This window comes from Fulvivirga sediminis, assembly GCF_016757215.1.
Taxonomy (GTDB): domain Bacteria; phylum Bacteroidota; class Bacteroidia; order Cytophagales; family Cyclobacteriaceae; genus Fulvivirga; species Fulvivirga sediminis.
This window is the reverse complement of sequence record NZ_JAESIY010000004.1, coordinates 136882-158625: the sequence shown is the minus strand read 5'-3', so window position 1 is coordinate 158625 and position 21744 is coordinate 136882. Positions and strand designations below refer to the sequence as shown.

Annotated in this window: 15 protein-coding genes; 5 read left to right on the top strand and 10 right to left on the bottom strand. The window is 39.3% G+C overall.

Annotation, left to right across the window (positions count from 1 at the left end):
- Positions 1 to 33: 33 nt before the first annotated feature.
- Positions 34 to 1230, top strand: coding sequence for a DUF4272 domain-containing protein (locus JL102_RS08410; protein WP_202243944.1), 1197 nt, complete (start codon positions 34 to 36; stop codon positions 1228 to 1230).
- Positions 1231 to 1279: 49 nt separating this feature from the next.
- Here the strand turns inward: JL102_RS08410 and JL102_RS08405 are convergent, their stop codons facing one another.
- The 5 genes from JL102_RS08405 to JL102_RS08385 all read right to left on the bottom strand — a co-directional run bounded on the left by JL102_RS08405 (position 1280) and on the right by JL102_RS08385 (position 10863).
- Positions 1280 to 2008: a tetratricopeptide repeat protein gene (locus tag JL102_RS08405; RefSeq protein ID WP_202243943.1), complete on the bottom strand. Its 729-nt coding sequence runs from the start codon at positions 2006 to 2008 to the stop codon at positions 1280 to 1282.
- Positions 2009 to 2153: 145 nt separating this feature from the next.
- Positions 2154 to 7205 carry a DUF4132 domain-containing protein gene (locus JL102_RS08400; protein WP_202243942.1) on the bottom strand — a complete coding sequence of 1684 codons (5052 nt, stop codon included), beginning with the start codon at positions 7203 to 7205 and terminating at the stop codon, positions 2154 to 2156.
- Between the two features lie 50 nt (positions 7206 to 7255).
- Positions 7256 to 7681 (bottom strand): hypothetical protein, encoded by a 426-nt coding sequence (locus JL102_RS08395; RefSeq protein WP_202243941.1) that lies wholly within the window; start codon positions 7679 to 7681, stop codon positions 7256 to 7258.
- A gap of 175 nt (positions 7682 to 7856) precedes the next feature.
- Positions 7857 to 10577 (bottom strand): tetratricopeptide repeat protein, encoded by a 2721-nt coding sequence (locus JL102_RS08390; protein ID WP_202243940.1) that lies wholly within the window; start codon positions 10575 to 10577, stop codon positions 7857 to 7859.
- A 109-nt stretch (positions 10578 to 10686) separates the two neighbouring features.
- Positions 10687 to 10863, bottom strand: a complete 177-nt coding sequence (locus JL102_RS08385) for a hypothetical protein (protein WP_202243939.1) — start codon at positions 10861 to 10863, stop codon at positions 10687 to 10689.
- 135 nt (positions 10864 to 10998) lie between these two features.
- Between JL102_RS08385 and JL102_RS08380 the strand changes: the two genes are divergently transcribed.
- Positions 10999 to 12741 carry an alkaline phosphatase D family protein gene (locus JL102_RS08380; protein WP_202243938.1) on the top strand — a complete coding sequence of 581 codons (1743 nt, stop codon included), beginning with the start codon at positions 10999 to 11001 and terminating at the stop codon, positions 12739 to 12741.
- Positions 12742 to 13074: 333 nt separating this feature from the next.
- Here JL102_RS08380 and JL102_RS08375 read toward each other — a convergent pair whose 3' ends face one another.
- Both JL102_RS08375 and JL102_RS08370 read right to left on the bottom strand, forming a co-directional pair.
- Entirely contained in the window at positions 13075 to 13371 is a 297-nt protein-coding gene (locus JL102_RS08375) for a type II toxin-antitoxin system RelE/ParE family toxin (protein WP_202243937.1), read from the bottom strand.
- Entirely contained in the window at positions 13364 to 13612 is a 249-nt protein-coding gene (locus JL102_RS08370) for a type II toxin-antitoxin system ParD family antitoxin (protein WP_202243936.1), read from the bottom strand. Before JL102_RS08370 ends, JL102_RS08375 begins: the two co-directional genes overlap by 8 nt.
- A 375-nt stretch (positions 13613 to 13987) precedes the next feature.
- Between JL102_RS08370 and JL102_RS08365 the strand changes: the two genes are divergently transcribed.
- Together JL102_RS08365 and JL102_RS08360 are read left to right on the top strand one after the other, a co-directional pair.
- Entirely contained in the window at positions 13988 to 15421 is a 1434-nt protein-coding gene (locus JL102_RS08365; RefSeq protein WP_202243935.1) for a glycine-rich domain-containing protein, read from the top strand.
- Positions 15422 to 15693: 272 nt separating this feature from the next.
- Positions 15694 to 16440, top strand: a complete 747-nt coding sequence (locus tag JL102_RS08360; RefSeq protein WP_202243934.1) for a hypothetical protein — start codon at positions 15694 to 15696, stop codon at positions 16438 to 16440.
- Positions 16441 to 16481: 41 nt separating this feature from the next.
- Here JL102_RS08360 and JL102_RS08355 read toward each other — a convergent pair whose 3' ends face one another.
- On the bottom strand, positions 16482 to 18563 hold the full coding sequence (locus JL102_RS08355; RefSeq protein WP_202243933.1) for a catalase: 2082 nt from the start codon (positions 18561 to 18563) through the stop codon (positions 16482 to 16484).
- Positions 18564 to 18726: 163 nt separating this feature from the next.
- On the opposite strand from JL102_RS08355, the gene JL102_RS08350 reads away from it, so the two are divergent.
- Positions 18727 to 19215, top strand: a complete 489-nt coding sequence (locus tag JL102_RS08350) for an ankyrin repeat domain-containing protein (RefSeq protein WP_202243932.1) — start codon at positions 18727 to 18729, stop codon at positions 19213 to 19215.
- 50 nt (positions 19216 to 19265) lie between these two features.
- Here the strand turns inward: JL102_RS08350 and nrdD are convergent, their stop codons facing one another.
- Both nrdD and JL102_RS08340 read right to left on the bottom strand, forming a co-directional pair.
- Complete coding sequence (gene nrdD / locus JL102_RS08345; RefSeq protein WP_202243931.1) at positions 19266 to 21098, bottom strand: anaerobic ribonucleoside-triphosphate reductase; 1833 nt, start codon at positions 21096 to 21098, stop codon at positions 19266 to 19268.
- Entirely contained in the window at positions 21058 to 21549 is a 492-nt protein-coding gene (locus tag JL102_RS08340; protein ID WP_202243930.1) for a 4Fe-4S cluster-binding domain-containing protein, read from the bottom strand. Before JL102_RS08340 ends, nrdD begins: the two co-directional genes overlap by 41 nt.
- Positions 21550 to 21744: the final 195 nt, after the last annotated feature.

Genomic DNA, 21744 nt, shown 5'->3' with positions numbered 1-21744 from the left:
TATGTATTATTGCTTAGCATAAAATACTACGATATGGAAAACTGTACGATATATAGTCACTATTTAGAGTTTCAAAAAATACTAGGGGTAATTAAGTCTATTTTGCCCAATGCGAAGCTAGAAGTAGATGACCATGGCTTGGAGAAAAGTGTAACTGTTTTAGGATCTGTAGGAAGCAGTTTGAAGGTGAATTACAGAGAAAGAAAAACGCCTTCTTATAAACTGGAAGAGATAGAATGTGGACTTACGCAGAACCTGGCTGGTATGGTTAACTTTGTACAATCTTTACCTGCTACTAATACGGATGTGAAAAACAAGTTTATCTATAAAATCATGTCTATGAACTGTGAAATTGCCTTAATGGCAGAGCCTAAAATTACGGAGTCTTTTAAATCTATAATAGGGGTCTTAGTTCAAGATTTAGACGGTTTTATTTTTGCTCAGCCTAATGATCAGTTTACTAAAAGTGAGACTCAGCATTTTTTAAATAAAGATTTAAATTTGATCATCGATCTTAATGGAAACTGTGAGATAGATGACCTGGAGGTGAATGTAAATGCCGCCTATATGGATGAACCTAAAGAGGATTACACTGAAGAACAGCAGGCTAGGAGAGGTCGATCAGGTGAGTTTTTAAAGGAAAAAGGAATAGCTGTAAACGAGCATTTGCCATGTGTGCCTGATCAGGGCAGCGTAGAGATTCGGGCCCTAAAGGAGGTGATAGACCGTGCATATGCCTTATTAGTGATATCGGCCAAAGGCGAAGGTGTAGAGCAAGAACACCTGCAAAGAGCTGTAGCAGAGAAGGGTATAAATTCTTTTACGGAGCAAGAGCAGTTTATTTATAATGCAGATGTATTATCTGATGAACAGCGTGCTTATGCTACCTGGAGGTATGAAAGCTTGTATGTATTACTTTGGTCTCTAGGGAAGTTTGATGATTTGATTTACCCTGATAATATATGCAATGTATCTGATGTGGTCAGCTCTATTTTTCAGCCTACTCGTGAAGAGTTTGAAGCTAATGTGAAACTAAGATCCAAAGAAGAAATATTAGATGCTCTGGATATGACTTACCGCATGCACTGGGCGTGTGTAAATGCTCGTATTAATGGAAGAGAAGTAGGAGGAGGTATAATACCAAGTGTTATTTATGAAAGACATTATGCGCTTAACTGGCTCACTCATTTCATGGATCAGCAGTGGGACGATGTGCAAACACCTACATGATAAAACAATGCCATAGCTCTATTTTGAATAGATGGCTATGGCTTTTTCTTTAGTTGACCTGCGGTAAGAGGTCATCTTTCACCCACTTAAAATTAGGTTCTATCTTTAGAGCCTTATTGTATATCTCTTTAGCTTTTTGTGGCTGATCGGTACGGTAATAGGCTTGCCCTAGCCAAGCCAAAGCATATAGGTAACGCCAGTCTTGCTGTAGGTTGGCTTTCTCATATAGCTCTATAGCTTTTTTAAATGATTTTATAGCCTCATCTTTATCGCCACCAAACATAGAGGGTGCAAATAATTTGGCGCTGCCATAGGTGGCCCATACAAATGCAGATGAATCGTCTTCTTCTTTAGCATCACTTAGATTGCTGCTACTTTTTGGGCCTAAAAACATGCCTTTCCACCCGCTGTATGACGTTTCTAGTCCATAAACAGCCGCACGTAAGGCATAGGCATTAGCCTTTTCATGTTCTGTTTCAATCAGTTTATCTATGTTTTCTAGAATTTCGTCATAGTATTCATCAAAGAGGTCTTCGTCTTTATCTACTCGGGTGTTGTTGAGTAATCCATACTGCGCCATCGCTAGTTGGTATAAATTCTTGCCTGACTGTTCTTTTTCGTAGAGGTTCTGCCGTTTTTTTACCACCTCTTTCCATAGGTCTTTGTCTTCAGTGATGTAAGCCTTGTAGGTCATTTCACTTAAGTCGCTCTGAGCCAGGCCAGGCCTGAAGAATGATAAGAGACAAAAGACGAATAATAGTAATGCTTTATTTTTCATGCTGTCAGTTGATTGAGAGGGGAAAGCTAACTGACTCAAGTAAATTTTAATAAAAGGGAGGGTGAAAAGTGCTTCTAAATGATTAAAATCAGGAATTTGGCTGTCTTAAGGCAGGTTGCAATAGCCTTAAGACAGCCTTTTGGCATTAAATTCCTTTTATGCTACTAAGTATAGTAGGGTCTTGTATTTCATTGTCTTTAGCTAGCATTAGTACTTTAGACATGAGTTCTGCACTTTTAGGATCATCATCTACAAAAGGTAAAAACAATCGGCCTCTGTGCTGAGAATGAACAGGCAGAATAGGAATATAATGGCCTGGTTTTTTATGCACTATGGCACTACCCAGGTGTACATTGTACTCGCCTAGCTCGCCAGTAATGTGTACATGGTTGCCTTGTACTTCCACGTTGTCTAGCTTGAACATGCGAGCTGTTTCTTTTACCAGCACGCTACGCATTTCCATTGAAGAATGGCTGGCTTCCGGGTCTACGTCGCCTACGTGCGCCACACTCACTACCAGGTCAAGATCTCTCATCACCTCACTAAAAATATGGCCATTGATTTCTTCAAAAGGTATATTTTTCCAGGTTTTTCTGTTCAGGAATTCTACCGTTTCGAGCGTAGGGCTCTCTACATCGGCAGGAGAGAACCAGTCAGCCATGGCATAAATTTTAGCTATAAAGCCTTCTTTATGAAACACCTTCTGCAGCCCTTCTTCGTAACTTACCGTCCAGCCTCTCGATTTTAACAAGGCTAGGGTCTGCTTCGGCTGTACCTGATGCCCTTCATATCTTTGTGATACGCTTACTGCTTTCAGTTCATCATCTGTAGGTAGGTAAAGCTCCCTGAATATTTGCTTGAATGGTTGCTTCAGCTTATTATCAAACACATATTTTTGGAAATCGCTCCAGCTTTTATCTTTATAAAGATCATAAGAGTGCGCTATGAATACTTCTCCTTCCAACTCATGCTGCTCTCCATGGATGTCTACCAGCTTGCCATCTTGCAATAGGCCAAGGGTATCTCCATTTTTCAAGACCAGCTTATCAAGCATAGGCCTTAATACCGGATGGTTGGTGATTTCTATAACTTCCTTAGCTGTAAAGTTGTCTCTGTTAACCATGGCGGCTTCCAGGCTTTTTAGCGTACGGCTATACTGCTCTTTAAGTGTTTTTTGATGCTCTTTAAGGGCTATTACATCTTTGTTTTTACGCAGTTTGGCAGGGATACTCTTCAGAGGCTTTCCATCTTTAGTTACTTTGATCTCGGCTTTGCCTTGATCATTTACTTCTAATGCTATTTCTACATTGTCAAAAGTAAGGGTGTCCGATGAATCTATAATTTCTCTGGCCAGAGCGGTTTCCATTACCCAGGTAAGACGGATGGGGTCAGAGTAGCCAGCTGTTCGGGCCAGGTTTTCCATGGCTATTTTTACAGCATGCGCCTCACTAGCCTGTCTTTGAGATCCAAATTGCTTGCTCTCTTTTTTGAACTGTTGCAGGTATTTGTATCTGCTGAGCAAGTCATTGTCTCTGTTCTTTTTGCTAAGAGGTACCAAACCATATACTCGTAGGTAATCCTGATTACGCTTGTCTTTCACTCGCTTAGTCACCTCCCTGATTTTAGTATTGCCCAAAATTACATCGGCATAAAGCTGTGCTCTTTTGTGGCCTACGCCATCAGAAATATATTTTGCGGCATTGTATACGATCTTCCATTTAGACAGGCCGAGAGATTTATACATGGATAAGAACCAGTCAATATCAACCGCTCCATCACTAAACTCTGCTACATCTACCTTAGAGAATCTGGCTATTTCGGTTTCTGTTTCAGAATCATGTCTTTGGTTGGCGTGGGCATGTAGCCACCATACGGCACTATCCATGTCTGTCCAACCCAGGTGATTCATAACAAAAGGAAGCCATTGAGGGGCATACATTGCTGCTTCTACTAATCGTGTTTCAGATATTTTACCCTCTTTAATTTTTGCATTGAAAAATTCCTGATTTTCTTCTGGCTTAGGATAAGTTCCTTTTAAATATTTACTTAAAATAGCCTGCTTGCTCATTAAATGTGAGCCATAGGAGTATGAATAGCCCCTCTGCAGCTTGTCTTTACCCAGTGCCAGGAGTATTCTTATCAGGTAGTCGGTACCATGCAGAGTGTCAATATTTTGCGCTAAATCAGTAACAGAAGTAGGAGAGTCACCTCTTTGTAATTCTACATTCACTATTAATTTAATGCATGGAGCAAGTAAGTCTGAAAGGAAAGGGAATTTGGTAAACAAATTTTCCTTTTTCTTTCTTCCATAATTGTAGCCTGAATGGGTTAGCTCTCTTAATCCTGAAGCCTTCAGTATACGCTTGAGGAGTTCATCTTTAGTGATTAGATCTAATTCGTAAGCTCTGCAGAATAGATCTATGGTAGCTTCATAATTATATATAGGGAAATTTGAAGGCAAGGTTTTAAGCCTCCAATCCTCAAATTGCCAATATTCTTTAAACTCATCATCACTCATTTTATCTGCATGATTTTTATAAAGCTCAAAAATACTGGCAATGGTAGGGAGGTCTCTCCAAGTCCCTAGGTTAGAGGTGTAAGTTTCTTTAATGGTTCTGTACTCGGTAAGTTCTTCTTGTGGTATTTCGTTGATGAATTTCTCCAAAAAAGTTTTGTAATATAGCGCCTTGCTCTCAAATGGATATATTTTCATGAGATTTCTGACGATTTGGAACTCTGTGTCCTCTCTCCAGCCCTGTTTTTTTCTATCAGAAAAATTCGGGTCAAAAGTGAGATTCTTCAGTACTTGTACCGATTTTGGAAATACGTCATATTTACTATCATTCTGGTATTGATATCTGATTTGAGAATAGAATAGGCTGGTTATGAATAGGTCTAAATTGGTGAGTCCTGAGTTTTCCATCCACTCTTTCCACACTTCAGGTAAAGGGTAGTTATTATACCTTTCTTCTGGTGTCTTTTTCTTATCATCTCTAGATATTGGAGAGAAATAATTACCTAATAGTACCGTTTGTCTAGAGCCATCCCAATAGGTTACGGTATATTCATGGTCATGGTGTTGTTTTACCAGAGCTTCTAGTTTTCTTAATTCTTCTTTGAGCTTATCTACCGTAACGCTCAGCCCAAAGTTTTTATTAAAAAAGCGCTCTTCTATCTCTTTTTTAGGTGCACCAGGCTTTTGGGCTGTGGTGATATTGTTGGGGTCAAAAAGACCATAGCCATTTTCTGAGGTGTATTTATTGAGAATAGAATCATTTCTACGAAGGTTTTCAAGTAAGATGTTTTCTTTTGGTGAAGGGTCTCTTTTTTCTGCAAATTCATCAGCTTTGCTTGAAGTCCAATCTCGTAGCTCTTCTTTTTTATGCAGTTGATTAAGCATGTCTAAGGCGGAAAGACGTTGCTCCTGGTTGCTAGAAAAGCAAAGTCTTTCAATGCTTTGCTGTACAGTAGCATCTCCTTTTTTCATTATGAAACTTATAATGCTTGCTCTTACTTCTGCACTTTTGCTTTTTAGTAAATCTTCAAATTGAATAAGTTCGTCTTCACTCAGTTCTGCAAAATTAAGGGCTTTTATGGCGGCACTTCTAATGGAAGATGAGCGGTCTTTAAGTACGCTCAGGCAGAAATCTCTTTTGAATGAAGATAGCTTGTAGTCTTCTTTAAGTTTATCACTTCTATAATGATAAAATTCAGGAAGTATAAGGCTAGCTACTTTTTCTCTCGATTCAATTGGCATATTAGGGAGCAATTCCGTCATTAGTTCCAAGTCTTTCTGAGAGGTAGGATCTAGCAGTTTAATTAAAAAATCATAACCTTGTTCTTGAGTTAGGTTAAAAACAGACCAGCTAAATACCTTACCTTTGAATTTAGTTCCTTTTTTAGGGATGTTAGGCACTTCTGCAATTAGATGCTGGATGATGAGCTGACGATCTTCTGGGGTCATGATATTTTTCACGAATATCATTCTGTAATTCAACAGACGAATAAGCCAGAATAAGAACTCTTGAGAGTCATCACTTTTAAGTTTATCCTTGATCAATGCTTCTGTCGCGATTGAGATAATGTGATTTAGGTCTACTTCATTAATGAAATAAAGAGCCAGATGACTTTTCTCTTTATTGCCTTGCTGAAGTAGCTCTTGAAGCAACGGAGTGCAACGGTCCACGTCTCTTACTGCCGCCGCCCACAAGGCCATGTATACTTCGGCATTGTCTTTACTCTTTATAGCATTTTTAATATCATCCGGTTCTTCCAGGTAATGAAGGCCTAACTCAAAGAATCTTTTAACGGTGCTTTGCTTTTCAGCCTCCCAGCTAAGGCCTGTCCAGGTGTCCATAGCGCGTACTACAGAAGAGAAGCGTATTAAGTTTTCTCTAACTATTACATTCATCATATGAAGCAGTGCACCTATAGATGTTTCATCTAGCTGCTCTAATATGGTTTGGCGTAGCCCTTCTTGTCTTTGAGCAGAAAGCAGCAGATCTTCAATAGCTTTCCAGGCTCCTGGATTATTACTAATTAAAAAAGCCTTTATGATGGGTCTACTTACTTTAGCTGTAGGGTGCCTGTTATACACTATATCTTGTAGTAATGGGTATAGCTCAGGATCTTCCTCTTGTACTAATGGAGTTAGTAATATGCCAAAGTCAGGGTTGTATGCGGCCACTTCGTTAGAATAGAGAATATATTCTTTGAGCGTAAGGTTATACTCCATCCTTACATTGAGCGAAATAATGAAGTTAAGCTTTCTTGTAAAATGCTGTTCGGGTCTTTGGGGCGCTCTGAATGAACGGCGGCTATATCCTGTTTGGTAAGGAAGTGAAGGGATATAGTCCCATGCTTTTTTTATTAGAGGGGCCATTTCTTTACCGAAAAGGTCTTCTAGTACAGGGTAATTTCGCTCGTTCCAGAAATTATTTATGTCTCCAAATTCTGAAAAAACTCTCATACGCTCAGAGCCAACAGTTACAGGTTCCCAGTAGCTGTAAGAGCTATTGTTATTATTATTTTCTCTTAGCTGGGGGTAAGCATTGAGAAACATAAGACCCAATGCTGTTTTATGTTTGTATGGCTCATCTTCCTTCTTTGTGCTTTGGTTGATGACATAATACTGATTATGTATATTAACCAGTCTGTCGGCTATCTTTTTTGATTGTAAATACTCTTCTGTATTCATAGTGTTAATGGGATATAATGATTATAGCATGTTGGCGTTAAGGAAAGAGGCTACCACATGCTGCCTGATAAAAAAGTTAATCTGATAAAATAAAGGAGGCTGTCTTCTGATATGTTCACAACGTCATTAAGGTGCTCTACCTGCTGCTCATCTATGAAAATGCAGTAGACACCATCTTCAAAAGATAGTAGGGCATTTGCAATGGCTTCCTCAACATTGGCCAGCTCATTGTTATAGCTATCATTAAAACCTACTTTTCCTAGCTCTTTTTGGCTGTCAATATCTTGCTGCAAGAGGTAGGGTACAATGTTGTTTTCGCTTTTCCGCTGGTTAAAGGCCTCTACCTGCTGGGTTACTATGGCAGAAATGAGGTCTCTCAGCGGCATAGGCTGAGTGATATCTTTAATTTCTATGGTACTTCTACCAATAAGTGGGTGCTTTTTACCCATTTGCTTTACACTGTAACTGATTTTCATCACTATTATGTTTTGTGATTACAGGTTATGATTTCTACATCAACTGATGCTTGACAAAAGTATTATATTCATACTTTTTTCAGGCTTCTGAAGCAGACTGATTCACTAAAATCACGGAATTCAGTGGTAAGCAGATCCCAGTTTATAATGAGTATAGGGCCTTTTTTGAGTGTTTTTATGAATTAAGTGGGTAGTTGGTAGGGTCTAGTGAGAATGCTTTAATGGCATCTTCTAAAGATTCTTCTTGTAGGTTCAAGGCTTTATTAATTTTGGATCTGAAATGATAGGCATAAGCCTGGTTAGGGCTTACTTTGATTAGCTGGTTTATAATGTCTTTTGCTTCATTATATTGGGATAGTTTAAAATATAAATGGCCTTTTTCTTTGTAGGCATTAATATAATTAGGATTGAGGTCAATGGCTTGCTGAAAATCTTCTAAAGCCTTCTGGGTGGCTTGCTCTTGCTTGCTAAATACTAAGCCGCGGTTATAGTAAGCATGCGCAAACTCCGGGTTAAGGGCTATGGCCTGATCAAAGTTTTCAACGGCCTCATGAAAAATTTCCATGTCGTAATATATCAGGCCTTTGTTAGAATAAGCTACAGGGTCCTTAGGTGAGATTTCAATGGCTTCGCTATAGCAATCTATTGCTTTGATGAGGTCTCCTTTTTTTCTGTAAATATTGCCTTTATTGATAAAAGGATCAGATAAGTGTGGAGGTAGTTCTATGGCCGAGTTATAATCTTCCATGGCTTCATCTAACTTGTTTAGTCGCTCATATAGCAGGCCTCGATGGTTATAGTAGTGTGGTGCTGCAGGTCTCAGCTCTATCAGCATATTGTAATCTTCCATGGCCTTATCATATATTTGCCACTGTTCAAAGAATTTTGCTCTTTCAAAATAGCTCTCTACATAGTCTGGATTTATATCAATGGATGTATTAAAGTCACGCAAGGCCTTCTCTTTTTCTTTAAGTTGAGCATAAGCCCTGGCTCGGTTATGATAGGCTACATGGTCATAAGGAAGTAGCGATATGACCATGGTATAATCTTTTGCCGCTAGGCTATAATTCCCCAGTTTAAAATGAGAAACAGCTCTGTTAAACAAAGCAATATCATTCAACGGTTCTTTTTGAATGGCTTTATCGCAATCTTGTATGGCCCTGCTATAGTCTTTCAGGTCTACCCATAAGCTACCTCTGTTAACATAGTTTCTGTTGTATTCAGGGGCCAGCTCCACGGCTTTATTGTAATCTTCCAGGGCCTTGAGCTGATCTATATTTTTACTGTATGAAAGTGCCCTGTTGCAATAAAACATGCCATTGTCTGGTTGTATTGATATGGCTTTGGTAAAATCCTCAATGGCTAATTCATGTTTGCCTAAAATAGCTAAGTTATTGGCTCTTAGGTTATAAGCGTCAGCATATCCGTCGTTACACTCAATAGCCATATTAGCATCTGCTATAGCTCCTTCATTATCTTGCAAGGTTTCTTTGCAGAGACCTCGGGTAAAGTATAGGTTGGCCTCGGGTTCTAGCTCTATGGCATGAGAGTAGGCTTTTATGGCCTCTTCTTTTTCATTTCTGTTAGAAAGAGCATCCCCAAAATCAATATAAGTTTGAGCTCGCTGGGGGTTGAGCATGATGGCCAGATCAAAGTCTTTTTTAGCGTTTTCCCAGTCATCGGTTTCCGCAAGCAATATGGCACGCTGGCTAATGGCTCTGACGTCATTCTTCCTCTCCAGGAGGCTAAGCGAATATTCTTCTATAGCACCTTTTGTGTCTCCCAGATTTTCTTTTGCTAAAGCCATGTTATAATGAGAAACGGCACTATTTTTCCAGTATTCAGTAGATTTTGTATAGTCATCCAAAGCCTTTTTATATTCCTCAAGGGCAAAGTAAGAATTGCCTCTGGATATGTACAGGTGGTGTGAGCCAGATAAGTATTCTAGCGCTTTGTTATAATCATCAATGGCCTGAAAATGATAGCCTATATCCTGATTTACCTTGGCACGGTTTAAGAATATATCTCCTTTAGTGGAGTCTTCCAGATCAGCCTTTATCAGTTTTACCGCCTTATAAAGATCGTTAATGGCCTTATTATTGTCTTTATAAAGATTATTATAAAGAGCTCCCCTTTTAGCGTATGCTTCAGGTCTATCAGGGTTTATATTTATGGCCTGGTTAAAATCTTCTAATGCCTCTTCTCCTAGCTTGGCCTGAACGTTTAGATTGCCCTTCACTAGATAACTTTCATAGTGCTGGGGGTTCAAGCTAATAGCCTTGTTCAGGTGTTCTAAAATATCATTATTAGCGCCTTGATTTATTTTGGTTATGGCATATTGAAAATGGTATTCGTAATGAGACCCATTGGCCATTAGTGCCGTTTGGAAATCATCTGAAGCCTCATTAGACTGTTTTTTCTTTAATAAGGTAAGACCTCTTTCATAGCAGGCAAAGGCCTTGAGGGGGTAATCATTGAGGTATTGGCTATAGCATTGGTATGCCTTGTCATAATAAGCATTATGGAAGTAGGCAAGCCCTTTATAAAAGTCTAGCGAAGTGCTGTGTTCGGCAGACTTATATAATACTAAAGCATTGAAGTAATCATGAGAAAGCAAATGAAGGTGAGCCAGGTATATTCTTTCATCGTTGGAGCTAGGCGAGGCTACTAAAGCTATAAGTGTTTCTTGCTGTTTTTCAGAAAGTGGTAATTGGGACTGAAGATGATTCCAGCTGTAGAGTAAGTCAGTACTACAGGCTAGCTCCATGGCTGCATTAATATTGCTTATTGCCTCTAAGCTGTTGTTACTATTTGCGCTGCGGAGAGCGTTAGAAAAATGTGTATGCCATTTTTTTAAATAATCGGATTGTAGCTCTGATTGGTCGCTTTGCTTCATATCCTCAATGAGATTGATTGAAAAATTGCTAGAAGGCCCTGTTTTATGAATTAGACCGTCCTTATCGTTCTTACAAAATTATAATCTTATAGTAAAAATGTTTTACCGTTTAAATAAGTATTAATGGAATTCGTAATTTTTTTAGTCCTCCGGCTTTATCTCCGAAAGGTATAAGAGACCGTAGAGTAAGTTTAACAGCCTGTGAAACAGAGGGTTTTTCCTTGAGTATGAAGGTGTCAGCCAGGCTTTTAATGGAGGTATAAAAAGAGGCTTTATAATAAGCCATTTTAAGAGCAAATTAACGAGTTGAAAGTTTTATTAAAATGTTAAATGTCTCATGGAAAATTAATAAATCCGTTATGAGTAAAAATATATTCTAGTCGGCATGCAGAGTATTTTAGAAGCTTAATTGCTATCAACCATGAACAAAGAAAAAATACTTAAGAATTTAAGCCGAAGAAGCTTTTTAAGAAACTCCGTAGTGGCGGCAGCGGGTGTAGGACTGGCGCCTACACTGCTCAGCAGTTGTAATGAAGACGACGACAATACTCCTCCGTTTAACCCGGAAGGAAATCCTGGTTTTTTTGAAGGCGTAGCTAGTTTTGATCCTACTCAGGATAGGGTGGTGCTATGGTCTCGCTATACGCCTGCAACTAATGAAACGGGAAAGCCTGCTATTATTTTAGATGTAGCTACAGATACTGATTTTAAAACAGTAGTAGCTAGTGAAACGGTAGAAGTAGATGCTGGAAGTGACAACACCATTTATGTAGATGTGAGCAACTTAAAGTCAAATACCAGATATTATTACAGGTTTAGAAATGAGATGACGGCAACTATTTCGGTAATAGGACAAACCAAAACATTGCCTGCCGCGGGAGAGGTTACACAGATCAATTTGGCAGTGCTTTCTTGCTCTAATTATCAGTCGGGTTTATTTAATGTATATGGAGCGGTGGCACAATCTGAGGCTGATGTGGTAGTGCATTTAGGAGATTATATTTATGAGTACCCTGCAGGGGGTTATGGCACCAGTGAGCTTACTGCGCAGCTGGGCAGAAGGCATGAGCCTACAGGAGAAATCATAGCGTTAGACGATTATAGAACTAGATATAGACAATATAGAAGAGATCCTCAATTACAGGAAGCACACCGATTAAAGCCATTTATTTGTGTGTGGGATGATCATGAAATAGCCAATGATGCTTATACGGATGGGGCAGAGAACCATCAGGATAATGAAGGTAGCTTTGAGGTGCGTAAATCTAATGCCATACAAGCCTGGGCTGAGTATTTACCTGCTAGAGTGAGCGATAATGCCAAAATCTATAGAAGCTTTGACTTGGGCGGAATTGTTAATCTCATGATGCTGGATACTCGAATTATAGGTAGAAATAAACAGCTCAGCTATTCAGATTATTTTACTCCCTCAGGGTTGGATCGCGAAGCCTTTTTGGCTGATTGGATGGACGATGACCGTACCATCTTAGGTCAGGAGCAGCTTTCATGGCTACAAGGTCAGCTATCCGGAAGTGGAGCGGCTTGGCAGGTGCTGGGCAATCAGGTGCTTATGGGTAAGGTGCACATTCCGCTAGAGCTTTTAATGACTACCGCTGAGATAACGGCTAACGGTGTAACCCCGGAGTTATTTAAAAAATATAATGAGCTAGTAGAGCAGTTAGTGACTATAAAATCAAGAATGATGAAAAACGACCCTTCTTTAACCAATGAAGAGATAGGAAGGGTGCAGAATGCATTGCCATATAATTTAGATTCTTGGGATGGTTATCCGGCAGAAAGAGAGGTTGTTTTTGCTGCAGCAGCGGGTAAAAAATTAATATCAATAGCAGGAGACACCCATAACGCATGGCATATAGATCTTACGGATGCACAAGGCCACAGGGTAGGAGCCGAGTTGGCTACCTCCTCGGTGTCTTCGCCTGGCTTTGATGGTATATTCGGTACTGACCCGGCAGTTATAGATCCTTTTGAGCAAAGTTTGCAGTTGCTTATTAATGATCTTAAATACCTCAATGCATCTGATAGAGGATATGTAATGGCCTCTTTCACCCAAAGTGAAGCTAACTCTGAGTGGAGGTTTGTGAGCACACTCGCTACAGAAAATATTAGTACTACTACGGATTATACCACTACAGAAAGATAGTAAGCCAATTCATGATTATTGCCTAACTTACATTATATTCGCCTTAATTCTCCTGCTTGAAGGGGAGAAGGTGAATATAGTGGTTTCTGTTAAATATGAGCAGTATTTTGGCTGTAAGTTGATACAGCTTGGTCGCAATATAATTGCGGCCTCATCTTTTAGGCATTTTTAATGTCGCTCTAATGCAGCAAGTAACCTATTGAGAGGTAGTGCTGAGGGCATTACAAATCCCCTGAAGTTTGCAATCTGTGATAGAGCTTAACGGAGGAAGGAAGAAGTGAAGCTGGCAAGTAGCAGTTTGCGCATGTGTTTCCTACATAATGTCATGTGGATTTATTTCAGCCGATTCTTCAAGTCCATTTGCTCATGTAGAATTCTAGTTATCTCAACAAGTTCATTTGAAATCATGCGATAAAATACAATATGCCGATTCACCTTTATGCCAAACAAATCTCTCCTTATTCCCTCGTAATTTCGTCCTTGTCGTTGATTTGTCGCAATGTATTCAAATGTGTTAGTGAGTTGTTCGTAGTAGTTATCTGCCTGCCGTTCAGACCATCGATGATACGTGTAGTTCCAAATATCTGACAAATCCTGAACGGCAAGGTTAGTTAGCCGATACTTACTCATTAGTTTTTGATGCCTTCAGTTGTTGTAAGTAAGTTGAAGGGGCAAAATCTTCTGCAATTCCACTGTCGATTCCATCTTGAATGGCCTTTTTTAGAGAAAGAGCTTTATTCTCTTCTTCTTCCAAGAGTCTTAATCCAGCTCGAATCACTTCGCTGGCGTTCTTGAATCGACCTTCTGAAATGCTATTTTTCACAAAGTTGTCGAAATAGTCTCCGAGTGAAATAGATGTGTTCTTGCTCATATTTTAAAAGTACCAAATATTGGTATAAATGGCAAGCGTCACGATTGACATCCATTTATGATGCGTGTGCTTGAAACAAGCTCTTGGGCGGCAAAGTAGTGAAATTGACTGAAGCTTACGATGATTCTAATGAAATGCTGCTCTATTACAGCAAGTGAGCTAAGGGCATTACAAATACCCAGAAAGATTACAATCGCAATACAATTGCGATAGGGCTTAATGGAAACCTCCACACCAAAGAGGAGTGGCAGTAAAGCAGCTGGTGAGTTTGACATTACATTCAGCTTACAGTAATACTCATTTAGTCTGAGAAAAATAATCTGTCATTTTAAGACATATTTTTATAGATTTAAGATAGAAAATGTTAGTTGGTCTATGGATAAAACGCTCTGGAATAAGATTTTAAGCTTTGATTTAGATGCACCGTTAAGCGAATATGGTTTCTCTACCCGACTTGCTAAGGAAAATGCGTGGACGCAAAATTTTACCCGACTTGCCATTTTAGAATATAAAAAGTTTATGTATCTGGCCGGTACTGCCGGTGCCATGGTATCTCCTTCTGAAATTGTGGATTTGGTGTGGCATCAACATCTTATTTTTTCCGACTCTTATGAGCAGTTTTGTGAAGTGATTGGCTCTAACATTAAACATATACCCTCTACCCATAATAAGAAAGAGAAGGAAAAATTTTTGTCAGCTCGTAATCAGACTTTTAAACTGTATAAAGAAACCTTTGGCGAGCCACCAGCAGTAATTTGGAAATACCCGGATATGTATGCTCCAATGGGGCTTAAAGAGGCCAGTATGAGACCGAATACCAGATTATACATAATGGTACTTTTTATAGTTGCTATGATGATACCAACAGCTGCAGCTCTCAGGCCAGTATATTTGAGTATCAATAACCCTTTGTTTCTGATGGTGTTTGTGGGCGCGGGTGTTTTCTTGATCATAATCCTTCATATGTTCAATCAGCATAGGGTTAGGGCTATATTGGAAAGAGGAGAGACTAATTTCTTTATAAGAAATTTAACAGCAGCAGAACTTATATTTGTTAACTCTGGGCGGTTAGAAAAAGTGATCGATAGCTATGTCAATAAGCTGATGCGGAGAGAAGTGATTGAAGTGGTAGATGGAGATCGGCTGAGAGTAAAGAAAAGTAATAAATCTGTAGATGCACAGGAATTTGCAGCATTGCAGATTATAGAAAACGAAGAAACTACCTCTTATTACAGGCTGTCCACCTTGTTGTACTCCAAGCCTTCCATTGTAAACATACCCTATGTACTGATGAAATTTAGAAATTTCTTCAACCAGTCTAAAGATTATGGCAGGCTTGTCACTATTAATTGTGTAGCTATCACCATGTTGATGTTGTTTGGTATAGGGCGGTTAATAAATGGTATGGGAGATGGCAAGCCTGTGCTTTTTCTGGTTTTACTATTATTAGCATTTATAATACTTTGTTTTAATGTGTTTAATAAAATGCAGCAGCTGGTTCTCAAACAGGTGCCAAGCTTGTATGATAAAGAGGAAGTTTTGCGCCAACACCCGGGCGACCCGGAATGGGAATACTGTTTTTTAGGTGCAGCAGTTATTTCTAGCGCTTTAGTACCGTTAGTTGAGCAAACTGATTACCTCAATCCCAGAAGCACATCATGGTTTAGCGGAGGAAGGAGCCGTGAAGAAAGTAGCTGTGGATCTGATATAGGCAGTTCTTGTGGCTCGAACTGTGGCTCAGGTTGCGGAAGCTCATGTAGTTCAGGCTGCGGTGGAGGTGGAGGCTGTGGTGGTTGTGGAGGTAGTTAAGATTTGAAAATTGAAGGTGATATTACCCTATTTACAGCTTGGTCGCAATTATATTGCTGCCTCACCTTTTAGGCATTTGTAATGCCACTCTACTATAGTAATTAATCTATTTAAAGGATGAGCTAAGGGAATTGCAAATGCCCTGAAAGATTACAATCGCAATCGAGCTGAATTTGTTTTAAATTATTTCGATAAAAATTTATTATTTAATTTTTCTTGCTATGCTTCTTAATCAATATTCCTTTAGGAAGTTCAATTATAATAATTACTAAATGAAAAAGCATATTATAACCGATGCACCCAATAATTATATAAGTAAAGGAAGAGTTTATTTAGGGATCTCTGGAAGACTATCGTCAAAAGTACTAATTGCTAATATACCGATTCTGTATATAATAATGCTAGGCTTATCATTAGTAAGCGAGTTTATATATTATATTAATTTTGGAATTAATATAACTGAGTATATAGTAGTGTCTGACGTGGTTACTTTGTTTTTTGATGACCTATTATTTTTGATGTACTTTTTTATAATAATAATTTTTATCTTGAGTTTTATTGGGTTAGATAGCTTAGATTATTATATTTTTAATAAGATAAATAATAGAAAGATTGTGACCGTATTGGTATTACTTGTGTTTATCTTCTTTATTTTTAGAGGATTGTTTTTTGTGCAAGTTGTATCAATAATTGTAATGTTATTGATCACTTTGATTTTAATAAATCATTTTATAGTAAGTTCAGGACGATATCTTACCATAATCAATTATATTATTTTAATTTTTGGCATGGCAATCTCCATATCTTTTTTCAATGCCAGTAGAATGATTCGAAGGATTTCAAAAGGTCATGCCAATATTGATAGTATTCAGTTAAAAAATGGAGACGTACTTAAATCAAATAATCATTTATATTCTTTGGGGTCGACATCTGGGTATTTTTTTATATACAACTCTTCAGATTCTTCAAAAATGGTTATTAATAAGGGTGAGATTAGATCAATAATTTATTTGAAATAATTAAAGAGCTACCTGATGCCTCATCAGGTAGCTAAGTAACCCTAAGCAGGAATCATATCCTGATTTTCTTCTCTGCTCCAGTGTCTTTTCTTAATGGCGTCTTTATAGGCCTTAAAGAATTTGTCACTGGTTTCCCCGGCGGTCACTATGCCCTGATCTTCTTTTAGATCGGTGTTGCTGTAGTTCACATCTTTAATGTCAGATGCTTTTAAGATTTCAATGGCTTCACCAGTGGCGGCTATACCTTTGCAGTGCTTATACATCTGATTGACAAAGTAGAGTATAGCACCTTGCTTTTTCAATGTATTTACACTGTCAGCACCTCCTGGTAAAAATACTGAATCATATAAAACAGCATCTACAGTGGGTAAGCTCTTATCTACTTCCATAGTAGAGCCATCGGCAGCTTTTACCATACCGAGTTTCTTGGCTATAATTTCAGCTTTAGCACCTTGTGATTTTAAGTATTTGGTTAGCGACTCTACCGCAGCACCGTCAAAACCGTCGGCCACTAGTATGGCTACTTTTCGGGCTTCAATGGTATCTTTCTGGTTTTTCTCCATACTCAATGCGTCAGATGTTTTGGTATAATCTTCATTAGCCGCACTGGATGATGGCGGTGTCACGCCAATATTATCGGCTATAGCCACGGCCATATCATGATCTATATGGTTGAAATGATCTACCATTTTCGCATGGATATGCTTATGCTCTACTTTACCTAATTCAAAGCTCAAAGCATCAATGATATGCTGTTTCTCAGGTGGCGTCATGCTGTTTACAAACAGACGGGCCTGGGTGTAGTGGTCTTTAAAGCTTTCAGGTCTTTTTCGCACTTTTACGCTGCTCATAGGTTCCGGATAGCTTACAAAACCGCCTTTATCTTCAGGTACTTCGGCAGGTTTTCCATCGGCTAGTGAGTTGGGTTCATAGTTTACGCGGCCTTTATTAATGGTCTGGCGCATGTACCCATCTCTTTGATTATTATGATTAGGGTTAATAGGCCTGTTAATCGGAATCTCTGCAAAGTTAGGTCCGCCTAGTCTGATCAATTGAGTATCCGTATAAGAGAATAATCGACCTTGTAATAAAGGATCATTGGTAAAGTCAATGCCTGGCACCACGTGTCCCGGGTGGAAAGCCGCTTGTTCTGTCTCAGCAAAGAAATTATCAGGGTTTCTGTCTAATACCATTTTACCCAACATTCTAATCGGTATCTCTTCTTCTGGCCATAGTTTAGTGGCATCAAGCACATCGAAGCTGAGTTTATCTTCTTCACCCTCTTTTATAGCCTGCACGCCAAACTCCCATTCAGGAAAATGACCATCTTCTATGGCCTCCCAAAGGTCCTTTCTATGGAAATCAGGATCATTACCCATAATTTTTACCGCCTCGTCCCACACTAAGCCATGCACTCCCAGTTTAGGTTTTAGGTGGAATTTGACCAAATGAGATTCACCAGCTTTGTTGATGAATCTAAAAGTATGAATACCAAAGCCTTCCATCATAGAAAGACTTCTAGGTATAGCGCGGTCAGACATCACCCACATCATCATATGCATGGCTTCTGGCGTTAGCGATATAAAGTCATAGAAGTTATCATGGGCTGATGCTGCTTGCGGCACTTCATTATGAGGTTCAGGCTTCACGGCATGGATGAGGTCAGGAAACTTAATGGCATCCTGTATAAAAAACACAGGGATGTTATTTCCCACCATATCAAAAATGCCTTCTTCAGTATAAAATTTAATAGCGAAGCCACGAACATCTCTGGCGGTATCAGCCGAGCCTCTAAAGCCCGCTACGGTAGAGAATCTTACAAATACAGGTGTTTTCTTGCCTTTTTTAAGGAAATCGGCTTTTGTGATATCTTCGCAGCTGTCATAAGCTTCAAAATAACCATGTGCACCAGAGCCTCTGGCATGCACTATTCTTTCAGGTACGCGTTCATGATCAAAATGAGTGATCTTTTCGCGCATGATAAAATCTTCTAACAGGGAAGGGCCCCTTTCTCCGGCTGAGGCGGTGTTCTGATTATCGTTGATGCCCACACCTTGGTTGGTGGTCAGCTTTTCACCGCTGTCTTTGGTGTGATTTTTCAGTTGTTTGCTTTTTTCGTCCATTTCGAGGTTTAGTTTGGTTAGTTATCAGGGATAACATATTAACTAAGCTAATGTTAGTGAAATGGTATAAGAAAACTTATAGTTATTATAAATACCATATAGGCATTACTAATCAAACAGTTATTAAGTGAGGGTGTTATCATTTAAATCAACAATAAGATCAATGCAAACTACTACATCTTCCCCTTTATTTAATGCCATAAGAAATCAGGATTATGATACCACTTTGAGTCTATTAGAAAGTGGACAATCGGTTAATGTTACTGATGCCAAAGGTTTCAGCCCTCTTATATTATCTACTTATCATGGTAGTACCAAATTAACTGCATTGTTGTTAGATCATGGTGCTGATATAAACCATCAGGACGCTTCAGGCAACACTGCTCTTATGGGGGTTTGTTTCAAAGGCTTTGAGCCTGTGGTAGACTTGCTCTTAGAGCGAGGAGCAGATGTTCACCTTAAAAATGGCAATGGAGGAACAGCCCTAGGCTTTGCGGCTATGTTTGGTCATGAGGAGATTGTGAAGAAGTTGGTAGCTCATGGTGCCAGTTTGTATGATCAAGATATTAGAGGCATGCGCCCTATAGACCTGGCAGCTCAGCAGGGAAATGAAAGTATGGTGGAGTTGATAAAGACTTTAGTAAAACAATAAAAGAAAGTAGAGCAGAACTGACCTAGTCCTACTCTACTGGCAATAAACAATCAAGATAAGGCGGTTTGAGTCTCACTATACTCAGCCTTCTTTACTGAGCTTTTTTGTCTGTGATAGTGCCTCATATTATGTTCTTTTTGTCGATCACTACTATAGCATGATACTCTTTTTAGATAACCAATAACTCTTGTGCCATAGTCAATATTATGAGAGCCACAGCTGTTACAGGCGGTCAGGGTTCTTTTATCGATATGGTTACAGGCATTACAGATGGTTATCTTAATGTTGAAACAGAAATAATTGCATCCCACCATGGCGGCGGCATCTATTAATTTTCTAAATGCATCTTTATTAGGTGCTTGCTCCAGGTTGATGTGCAGTGCGGAGCCACCATCCAAGAAAGTTACCAGCTCTTTGCCATGCAGCATGAGTTTATCCAGTAAGTTTATGGATTCATCTTCTACTCGGTAGAAGTAAGAGTTATAACACTCTCTGGTTACAGAAAAACCATCTTGCTTATCCCATTTGGCATTTTTCACTCCCAGATTTTCTGCCGGTACAAATTCTGTATTAAACATATAACCGAAGGTTTTTTTAGCTTCCTTATTAGCATCGTAGATGGTTTTAAGGATGTCTTTAACAAAGGCCTTATATTCATCATTGTTGTTAGGCTCTATTCCGCAGCTCTCTGCGGCTTCCACCATGCCATTAATACCGGTGGTGAGAAACTGTTTGTCTAGCGAAATAAGGCCTGCCGTATAAGCGGGCAGCATGCCAGCCTCCAGATAAGTTTCCATCAATTTGCGGTAAGCCACCTGGTATTTATGAATTTTATGGATCTCTTCTTCTACCGATTTGCCTAGCTGAATCAACCGGTTCATGTTTAGAGTAATCACATTGATAGATCCTGTAGAAACCCCGCCGGCGCCTAATGAGTAGCTAAAAGTGTTTTCACTGATTTCATTTCTTAACCTGCAGCAAGAGGCCAGGCTATCAGCGTTTTCTGATTGATAAATGAAAAAAGCATTTCCTTCGCTCAGCTCTTTGGCGCACATATCGGCAAACTCAGTATCTACTGGTTTATGGTCTTTAATGAGCATGGCCGCTGTTACTACGGGGAAAGTAAGTATAGCTCTTGACCTCTCTTGGTTAAACCAGCTTAAGAAAAACTGCTGCAATCGCTTCACGCTTTCCCAGTTGGGCGTGGTCATCTTTTCATCAGGAAATACGAAGTCAGCAAAAATGCTTTCAAAATACGGCTGATCATACACCGATATATTCCAGAATACTGATTGGTAGCCACGAGCCGCCGCAGGTTGATTAATAGCATATACTACATGTTGCATGTGGTTAGCCACTATATCAGTAGCGGTTTCCAGGTAATTATCTCCATAATCTTTACGGGCAAAATAATCGAAGTACGGGAGGAACTCTACTGTAGCCAAAGCGCCAGCAAACTGTGAGCTTACAGCAAATACCAGGTTTACAAACTCTCCACAGAAGCTTTCCAGGTGCTTGGGTGCCTGGCTTTCTCCGCCTAGCTGAGTAAGGCCATGGAGTAAGAAGGGATACATGCTGATAGATACACAATAGGGCTTAAGTGAAGTTTCGTCATGGACGTAAATCTCATGATTCTCAATTTGTCTTAAATATTCATTGGCTAACTCTTTCCCGAATAGTTCATTGATTTTATTGCATACCAGCTGCCGATTTACCTGTATGTTAATGTCCTTATTCAGCTCAGCCTCCATGGTAGCTATGTTCTTTGAAGTAACATTAGCATTAGCATCTACAGTGGAGCCATCGGCTGCATTACCCGCTTTAATGTAGTTTTCTATGAATTCAATTTTCTTTTTTACCTGTGATTCTGTAAGTCTTAACATTTTTATTTTTTATGAATAGGTGATTCAGTAATTCGTTAGTAGCAACTTTAATGAAACGTTGGTTAGTGCCGTGGCTGTCCAAGCCTCCCTTTTCGCTTTTCCAAGGGCCATATTTAACCCAGGTGAGTTGTCTTGTGATTTGGCTGTCCAGTTTGTCTTTTCCGGTGTATAAGCACGTGTTGTAACCCATGCTTTTGGCCTCTTCCAGCTTATGAGCTAGTTCTTTAGGGTGCCACTCTCCACCCATGAAAAGTACGCAGCTGGCTTGGCCTTGATACCTTTCTAGTAAGTCATGATATAACCTGTCAGTAAGTAGCTGGCCACTGCCAGGTTTCCATAAGTAGGGTGAATGGCAGCCTTTGCAGTGAATAGGGCAGCCTGTAATGGTGAGGCAAAGACTAATCTCACCAGGAACCTCTTGTGTAGTTACTGTAAATTCGGAATAATACATAGCCCCAATGCTTACTTTTGAGAAAGAAAAGTACATCAGTAGCCTGGGCAAAAAAATGAGAAAAATCAGGCATTTTACAGATGAAGTTAGGGTGATTTTTCAAAATAAAATTCATCTCTTTAAGTGGTAGATGAAGGTTGAAAATGTAAATGCCTGATTGAATGAACTTAAAAATTTAAGTACTGGAGAAAGGCT

Coding starts and splice junctions, on each gene's coding strand:
- JL102_RS08340 (WP_202243930.1), bottom strand. CDS start 21,549: ATGTATTATTCCGAATTTACAGTAACTACACAAGAGGTTCCTGGTGAG.
- JL102_RS08395 (WP_202243941.1), bottom strand. CDS start 7,681: ATGAAAATCAGTTACAGTGTAAAGCAAATGGGTAAAAAGCACCCACTT.
- JL102_RS08385 (WP_202243939.1), bottom strand. CDS start 10,863: ATGGCTTATTATAAAGCCTCTTTTTATACCTCCATTAAAAGCCTGGCT.
- JL102_RS08360 (WP_202243934.1), top strand. CDS start 15,694: ATGAAAAAGCATATTATAACCGATGCACCCAATAATTATATAAGTAAA.
- JL102_RS08350 (WP_202243932.1), top strand. CDS start 18,727: ATGCAAACTACTACATCTTCCCCTTTATTTAATGCCATAAGAAATCAG.
- nrdD (WP_202243931.1), bottom strand. CDS start 21,098: ATGTTAAGACTTACAGAATCACAGGTAAAAAAGAAAATTGAATTCATA.
- JL102_RS08365 (WP_202243935.1), top strand. CDS start 13,988: ATGGATAAAACGCTCTGGAATAAGATTTTAAGCTTTGATTTAGATGCA.
- JL102_RS08370 (WP_202243936.1), bottom strand. CDS start 13,612: ATGAGCAAGAACACATCTATTTCACTCGGAGACTATTTCGACAACTTT.
- JL102_RS08410 (WP_202243944.1), top strand. CDS start 34: ATGGAAAACTGTACGATATATAGTCACTATTTAGAGTTTCAAAAAATA.
- JL102_RS08390 (WP_202243940.1), bottom strand. CDS start 10,577: ATGAAGCAAAGCGACCAATCAGAGCTACAATCCGATTATTTAAAAAAA.
- JL102_RS08355 (WP_202243933.1), bottom strand. CDS start 18,563: ATGGACGAAAAAAGCAAACAACTGAAAAATCACACCAAAGACAGCGGT.
- JL102_RS08375 (WP_202243937.1), bottom strand. CDS start 13,371: ATGAGTAAGTATCGGCTAACTAACCTTGCCGTTCAGGATTTGTCAGAT.
- JL102_RS08400 (WP_202243942.1), bottom strand. CDS start 7,205: ATGAATACAGAAGAGTATTTACAATCAAAAAAGATAGCCGACAGACTG.
- JL102_RS08380 (WP_202243938.1), top strand. CDS start 10,999: ATGAACAAAGAAAAAATACTTAAGAATTTAAGCCGAAGAAGCTTTTTA.
- JL102_RS08405 (WP_202243943.1), bottom strand. CDS start 2,008: ATGAAAAATAAAGCATTACTATTATTCGTCTTTTGTCTCTTATCATTC.